This is a genomic window from Streptomyces sp. NPDC057638, from assembly GCF_042800315.1.
Classification (GTDB): domain Bacteria; phylum Actinomycetota; class Actinomycetes; order Streptomycetales; family Streptomycetaceae; genus Streptomyces.
Genome location: NZ_JBHVHF010000359.1, coordinates 1 through 6,969 on the forward strand (window position 1 = coordinate 1; position 6,969 = coordinate 6,969).

A 6,969-nucleotide genomic window follows, 5' to 3' on the forward strand; every position below is an offset into this window, starting at 1 on the left:
GGGCGTCCACCGCCCCGGGCCGCCCTTCGCGCGAGGGCCCTCCGCCCGTCATCGACCCGCGCGCGCCACCGCCGCTACAGCGCGGGCCGCATCGCGTCCGCGAGGACCTGGTGGCCGTTCGGGTTGGGGTGGATGTCCTGCAACGGGCCGCAGACGAAGGTCAGTTCACACAGCTTCGCCACATTGGTGGGTACCCGCCCCAGCGGCGGCGCGTCCACGTCCGGGGTGAAGGCGAAGGACGCGTACGCCTTCGCGAAGTCCGCGAGACTGAAGTGGGACCGGGCGTAGTGCCTGGCGACGATCTCGTTGAACGACTGGAGGAACCCGGCCGTGATGAACGCCGTCTGCTGTCCCGCCGACCCGCTCACAAAGGTCACCACGAACGGGTTGAAGGAGTTCGCCCCCGCCAGATGGGTCGTCGCGCTCGACGCCGTGTTGATCGCCGAGGTGATCTTGGCGACGTTGGTGTCGACGGTACGCAGCGCCTCCAGGGAGCAGGCGATGTTGACGGCGCCCTGCTGGAAGCAGGCTCCCAGGTCGTTGCCGCCGATGTTCAGCGAGACGAACTTCACCTGAGCGCCGTTGACCTTCAGGAAGTCAACGGCCTTGTTGAGCTGGGAGACCGTCTTGTTGGCGCTGTCCTTGTAGGTGCAGATGCCTCCCTTGATCATCGTGACGGTGTTCTCGCCCGTGCACCCCAGCTTGATGTGCCGCAGATTGGCGTCGGTCTTCTTCAGCTGGGCGAAGAGCTTGTCGGTGTAGCCCAGGTTGGTGTCCTGGTGGACATCGGGCTGGAAGCCCGTGGCCAGGGAGTCTCCCAGGGAGACGTAGTAGGTCGGCTGCGCGCCGGCCGTCAGGGCGGGGCTGGCCGAGGCGCCACCGGATCCGCCGATCACCAGCCCCGCGAAAGCGGCCGCTGCGGCGAGGAACGCGAGGGGTCTGCGGATAGGCATCTGCTGTTCTCTCCTCTTCGGAACGGGATGAACCACCTGTCGCCCCCCGGCACGGAGGTGATGAAGCGCGCCGTTCAGCACCGATGGCGCGGGTGCCCCGTTTCCGGCCGTGCGGTGTACGTCCCCTCAGCAACACCCCATTCTTCTGCCTCTTATGTCACTTCCACCACGCTTCTCAGACGCGCCCCTCCAGGCCGGATCGCGCCCCTCGCGCGCCCTCCCCGCGCTGTCGCTCCCGCCTCGCGAGCGGCGCTTGAGGCGCGTGCGCCGTTCGGCCCCCGCCCGAACGGAACCACAGCGCGGGCGGGCCGGTCGTGGTGCCGGGGCGCGCCCACGCCACCGGTGCCGTCCCCTGCGGGGAAGCCGTCCGCCCCGCGTCCGTGCCACCGCCGCCGCTCTCGCGCACAGGCCGAATCCACCGAGGCCCCGCGTCCTGGTGGAGAACGGCCGGAAGCCATGGTGAGGGCGCCGCCCGGGCCGCTCGGGCAGGGCTGGAGACGGCCGGGAAGAGCCCCGTGGGGGCGGCCGGAACCCGCGGGACGCCGTCCGGGCCGCGGGGCCCGGGAGGGAAGGACTCGCTGGGCCGTGTCATCACCGTCCCGCCCGGCCCGCGACGCCCGGCCCGGTCCATCACAAGCGCCCTGGTGCTCAGACGAGTCGGCGTATCTCCCCGCGCACCCGGTAGAAGCCCCGCGAGGAGGCGTGCAGGGTGTCGACCACATAGCGCGCGCCCACCTCCCGGATATCGCGCGGGAACTGCACGTTCCACCCCGGTTCGAAGCCGTCGGAGACCACCCGGACCCGCACCCGGCCCGACTCCTGGAAGCACTCGACCACCACACCGCCGTCCACCGTCGCCACCGTCGCCACCTGGGCGGGGGAGGCGGCGGGGGTGTAGGTCGGCAGGGCCTCCCGGGACTTGACGTCCCTGGCCACCGGGACCGTGCCGCTCTCGGCGGCGGTGATCGCGGCGGCGCTCGCGTCCACACAGACCAGGGAGCCGTCCGTCGTCACCATGTACAGCCGCTCGTCGAGGTACTGCATCGACAGCGCGGAGCCGCCGCCCGTGCTCAGCTTCCACAGCCGGTTGCCCGCCGCGTCGAAGCAGTACACCGAGGAGGAGGAGTCGCCCGCGAAGACATAGGAGCCGCCGGGGGCGGTCGCGCACGAGTACACCGCGCTGTCACAGCGGTACGTCGCCAGGATCGCGCCGGACTCCTTCGACAGCTTCTGCACCACATGGCGGCCGGTGCCGCCGTACACCGCGTCCTCCTCCTGCCAGCCGAAGAGCACCGCGCCCGAGGTCCTGGTGTGCCATATCTCCCGGCCGCCGTCCGGGGCGTAGGCCGTGATGCCCCGGCCGTGGCCGTGGTAGACGGCGCGCTCGTCGGCCCGCACCATCCAGGCATGGCCCCCGGCGGACTTCCGGGCCCACTGGTACTCGTCCTCGTGGTCGATGACAGTCAGACCGCCCTGGGCGTCGGAGACATGGAGCACGCCGTCGCGGATGTCCAGCCAGAAGATGTCGACGTCGTCGGCGATGTCGTACGCGCCGAACGGCAGCTTGGACGACAGGTCGTACACCGTGCCGTCGTCACATCCGGCGTAGATCCAGAAGTCGTCCGCGACCAGGCACTTGACCCCGTCGGGCAGGGAGTAGCGGGCGAGCACCTCACCGCCGTGGCTGAGCGTGTAGACATCGCCCGCCTGGTTCCCCACCCAGCAGCGGTCCTCGTCGATGTGGATGCCGAAGGCGGCCGAGCCGGTGCGGAAGCGCCAGAGCACCGGAGCGACCGAGCGGGCCGTCGACGGCGCCGACGTGACCTCGCGGCGCGTCACGGGCCGGGCGGCGCGCTGCCCCTGGATCGCGGGCGCGTACCCCTTGCGCACCTTCGCGGCTATCTTCCTCGCCGCGGCCGCCCCGGCCTTCTCCACCGTCGGGAACGACGCGACCTGCGACTGCCCGTCCGCACCGATCCGCCCGTAACGCACCGAGACGACCGTCCCCTCGACGGTCACCTCATAGAACTTGTGCGCTCCTTCGCCGTCCTCGGACAGCTCCAGATACGTGGTGGTACGCGACATGGCAGACCCCTCCCAGGGATGGAACCGGCCATCTTTTCCGCCGGTTCCCACTGCCGAGAACCCTAGGACCTCCCACTGACAATCGCCCCTGACCTGCGTGGACAACCGGCGTGCCACGGCCTCCCGCCCCTCTCGGCCTTTCGGCCCCCGGCGCCCCGGCCGCCGACCATGTGACCGCCGAGCCCCGATCCCGGCCGCCGACCACGTGACCACCGAGCGCGCCGACTCCGGTCCGCCGCGCCTGCCCCGATCCCGGTCCGCCGGGCCCGCCGACTCCGTTCCGCCGGGCCCGCGTTCACCTCCGCCCGTCGAGCCCGCCCCGGCCTCCGCCCGCCGGGCCCGTGCCTCGCGCCGCGTTGGCCGTTCACCGCGCCGCCTCGCCCCGCCCGGAGGGGTTCGGTCCGGAGAGGTCAGGCGCTCCTCAGCCGGTCTCCCGTACCCGTACCACCCGGCAGGCGAAGCACTTGTACGCCTGCTGCCCCGTGAGGTTGTCGTACGCGGCGTCGTCCACCAGCGTGTTCACCGGTTCATAGCGCGGCGTGCCGAAGACATCGCCGATGCCCTGCGCCGGACCGAAGGTGTTCGGCACGAAGACGGTGTCCTCGCGGATGCCCTCCCACAGCAGCGCGGTGCCCGTCACCGCGCCGCGCGGGCTCTCCACCCGTACCGGGTCGCCGTCGGCGATGCCCAGGGCGCGGGCCGTACGCGGATGGATCTGGACCAGGCGGATGCCGTTGAGCCGCTTGCCGGTACGGGTCCAGTGGGTGACCCCGGCGAAGTGCACCACGCTCGGCCGCCCGGTGACTCCCATCAGGGGGTAGGCGCCGTGCGGGGGCCGGGTGGCGCGGGGGCCGACGGTCGCCGGGCGGGTGAGGACACCCGGGTGGAGCGGGTTGTCCACGAAGCCCTTCCCCCGGCGGAGGACCGGATGGTCGCCCGTCACGTCCGGATGGGTGTGGAAGACCGGCAGCGCCCCCCGCCCGGCCGGGGCGAGCCGTGCCTCCAGGGCGGCGGTGACCAGTTCCACCTTTCCCGACGGGGTGAGGAACCGTTTGCCCCGGTGGGTGGGGGAGAGCGACTCGGCCGCCTCGTACCAGGACGGATGGTCCAGATAGAGCGTGCTCACCCCGGGATGTCCGGGGGCGGGGCAGGGCCAGCGCAGCGGCTCGCGCCGCCCGCGCAACCGGTGTTCTGACATCCCCGCCATACCGGGGGTACACGCCACGAACTCCGCCCACAGCGCGCGGTAGTCGAGCCACTCCCCGGGGAACGCCGCGTACCATTCGGCGGCCGGCCGCCGGGTGTCGAGGCGGGCCAGGGCGTGCGCCAGTCCCAGCCAGATCTCGGGATCGGTACGGGAGTGGCCGACCCGGGGCACGGCCGCGTCCTGCCAGCGCACCCCCCGGTCGTCCCGCCGCGCGTACACCCCCTCCGTCTCCAGGCCCGAGCAGACCGGCAGCACGATGTCCGCGTACGCGGCGGTCTCCTCCCGGAACAGCCCCGTGTAGACGAGGAACTCCAGCCGCTCGAACGCCTCGCGCACCCGCCGGGTGTTCGCCGACGCCACCAGCGGGTTGCCCTGGGTGACCAGGGCGCGCACCCGGTACGGCCGCCCGGTGAGGATCGCCTCGGCCAGCCGGTCCGGCCCCAGGGAGAGGCCCGGCCGGGCCGGGGCGGGCCCGGGGAAGGGCGGCGGCGGCAGATGGAGCTCCCCCGGCCAGGTGTTGTGCATGAAGTTGCAGCCACCGCCCGGCACCCCGGCGTTGCCGGTGACGGCGGCGAGGAAGGTGAGGGCGCGGTAGGTGTCGAAGGCGCCCGTCTGGTGGGAGATCCCGGCGTTGCAGAAGATCGCGGCGGGCCGGGCCGCCGCGTACTCCTCCGCGATCCGCACGATCACCGCCGTGGACAGGCCCGTGACCCCCGCCGCCCACGCCGGGGTGTAGCCGTGGGCGGCCAGATGGGCGCGCAGCGCGTCCAGGCCGAGGACCCAGCGGTCGGTGAAGCGGCGGTCGTGACGGCCGCCGACGACGATGTGGTGGAGCATGCCGAGGACGAGCGCGAGATCGGTGTGCGGTTTGGGCGCCACCCACAGGTCGGCCTGGGCCCCGGTCGGGGTGAGCCGGGGGTCGACCACGATGAGCCGGGCTCCGGTGCGCCGCCGCTCGCGCAGCAGGTACTCGAAGGTGACCGGATGGGTCTCGGCCTGGTTGGTGCCGAGGAAGAGCAGACAGCGGGCGGAGCCGAGGTCCTCGCGCCCGGTGGCGCCGTCGACTCCGTACCCGTTGGTGAAGTGCCCCAGGCCGAACGTGACGGTCAGGGCGTCGCCGCCCGCGTCGTTGCAGACCGGGCCGACGTCGAGGGCGTTGGGGCTGCCGAGCTGGGCGAGCAGCCGGGCGGCCAGGGCGCCGGTGCCGCGCAGGGATCTGCCGGTGGCGCGGTTGGCGATGGTGTGCGCCTGCCCCGCGTCCCTGAGCCGCAGGAACACCCGGGCGATGGTCTCCAGCGCCTCGTCCCAGCCGACGGGTTCGAACCGGGAGTCCGGCGAGCCCTTGCGCCCCCCGACCCGGCGCAGCGGGGTGGTCAGCCGTTCCTCGTGGTGGAGGAGTTCGGGCATCAGGGCGGCCTTGACGCACAGCCCGCCCGCCTGGACCGGGTCGCCGGGCTCACCCCGTACCCCGATGACCCGTCCGGCCTTCAGGTCGACCAGCAGCCGGCAGTCGCAGTTGCAGAACTGGCAGGCGGAGGCCACGGTACGGTCCGGGGTCAGGGCCGCCGATCCCTGGGTGAGATCCGGTCCGCCACCGCCGTGCGCCGCCGTCTCGGAACCGGTTGCCCCGTCGGCCTCCCGCCTTCCCTCGCCGGGTACGGAGGGGAGGGCGGCCCCGGGCAGCGCGATCCCGGCGGCCAGGGTGGAGCGCATCAATCCGCGTCGTGACGTATCCCGTTCGTCCATGGCCCCCGAGCGTCCCGTGGTCGTGGTCGTGGTCGTGGTCGTGGTCCGGTCCGCCGTACGCGGCGGGGCGGCGATGCCGTGAGCCCCGCGTCCGTACCGCCACGCGCGCCCGCGCGCCGGATGCGTGCCGTCCGCTCAGCCGCCGCACCCCGTCGGGCGCTCCCCGCCGCAGGCGGGCCCCCGCGCCGGGGCCAGTGCGTGCCCGGGGTCGATGGGCCGCAGATCGCACCCCATCGTCTCCTCGAAGACGCTCAGCCCGCCGAAGGCGAACTCGATCGGCCTGCGCCATCCCGGCCAGTCGTCCGGCGGGTAGACCCAGTGCTTGCCCTGCACCTGGGTGTGACAGCAGTGCACCGGCCCCGCCTGGGTGACCTCGCGCCATCCCAGCTCCCCGGCCCGGTCCACGACCGCGTCGTAGACACGGCGGGTCGTGTCGCTCTCGTCGCGCATATCGACGCCGACATGGTCCAGGAACGGTGTGGCCAGGGTGACCGCGCCGGGGATCGAGTCGTCCTGAGCGACGGGGATCGAGGAGAAGATGAAGTGGACTCCGGCGTCGGTGGCGTACTTGATGTACCCCGGCTCCGCGTTCTCCGGCCGGTGGCCGAGGGCCGTCAGCTCCTGGTGCGGCAGCGCGTCCACATCCTCCACCTTGACGTGGGCGTGCACCGAATCGCTGTGCTGGATGGCGGAGGCGAAGGCGAAACCGCTGTCGAGCAGGGACAGGATCTCGGTGCGCTCCCTGGCGTCGATCAGCCCGAGTCGCTCGATGCCGCCGAGCACGTCGTCCACGGTCGTACGGGCAGGGTTCATCGCGGCCTCCGGTGTCGCATAGCCCGGTCGCTCCCGGTGGAGTACGGGGAGCGCGGTGCCCCGCCCTGACACCGGGACGAGCGTAAGGAGGCGGGCCCGGTATGGCCATCACCGACGGCGTGATCCCGCCAGACCCGCGCCACCCCGCCCGCCGCCCCTCGCGAG

4 protein-coding genes are annotated in these 6,969 nt (G+C 72.8%); all 4 read right to left on the minus strand.

Annotation, left to right across the window (positions count from 1 at the left end):
• Positions 1-74: 74 nt before the first annotated feature.
• Positions 75-953, minus strand: a complete 879-nt coding sequence (locus ACFVIM_RS30770) for an SGNH/GDSL hydrolase family protein (protein WP_384308288.1) — start codon at positions 951-953, stop codon at positions 75-77.
• 648 nt (positions 954-1,601) lie between these two features.
• Positions 1,602-3,038, minus strand: a complete 1,437-nt coding sequence (locus tag ACFVIM_RS30775) for a WGR domain-containing protein (protein ID WP_384308290.1) — start codon at positions 3,036-3,038, stop codon at positions 1,602-1,604.
• Positions 3,039-3,459: 421 nt separating this feature from the next.
• Positions 3,460-5,991, minus strand: coding sequence for a molybdopterin-dependent oxidoreductase (locus ACFVIM_RS30780; protein ID WP_384308293.1), 2,532 nt, complete (start codon positions 5,989-5,991; stop codon positions 3,460-3,462).
• 135 nt (positions 5,992-6,126) lie between these two features.
• Positions 6,127-6,876 (minus strand): hypothetical protein, encoded by a 750-nt coding sequence (locus tag ACFVIM_RS30785; protein ID WP_384308296.1) that lies wholly within the window; start codon positions 6,874-6,876, stop codon positions 6,127-6,129.
• Positions 6,877-6,969: the final 93 nt, after the last annotated feature.

Bases quoted from the DNA above. Each gene is read 5' to 3' on its own strand.
- ACFVIM_RS30770 (WP_384308288.1), bottom strand. From the start codon at position 953: ATGCCTATCCGCAGACCCCTCGCGTTCCTCGCCGCAGCGGCCGCTTTC.
- ACFVIM_RS30775 (WP_384308290.1), bottom strand. From the start codon at position 3,038: ATGTCGCGTACCACCACGTATCTGGAGCTGTCCGAGGACGGCGAAGGA.
- ACFVIM_RS30780 (WP_384308293.1), bottom strand. From the start codon at position 5,991: ATGGACGAACGGGATACGTCACGACGCGGATTGATGCGCTCCACCCTG.